Origin of the sequence: Bacillus sp. LB7 (assembly GCF_030449715.1) — a bacterium.
Taxonomy (GTDB): domain Bacteria; phylum Bacillota; class Bacilli; order Bacillales; family Bacillaceae; genus Bacillus; species Bacillus paralicheniformis.
Map to the genome: position 1 here is coordinate 1 of NZ_JASGCA010000082.1, position 207 is coordinate 207.

1 rRNA gene is annotated in these 207 nt (G+C 48.3%); it reads right to left on the minus strand.

Annotation, left to right across the window (positions count from 1 at the left end):
* A 5S ribosomal RNA gene (gene rrf, locus QMZ64_RS23140) occupies nt 1-85 on the minus strand; the annotation flags it as partial.
* Between the last annotated feature and the right edge of the window lie 122 nt (nt 86-207).

The window sequence follows — 207 nt, forward strand, 5'->3', positions numbered from 1 at the left end:
GCCCCCAACTACCATCGGCGCTGAAGAGCTTAACTTCCGTGTTCGGCATGGGAACGGGTGTGACCTCTTCGCTATCGTCACCAAACTAATTTGAGAGGTGTTCTCTCAAAACTAGATAACGGTCAGACAATTCACAAACATTTAGGTTAAGTCCTCGATCGATTAGTATCTGTCAGCTCCATGTGTCGCCACACTTCCACCTCAGAC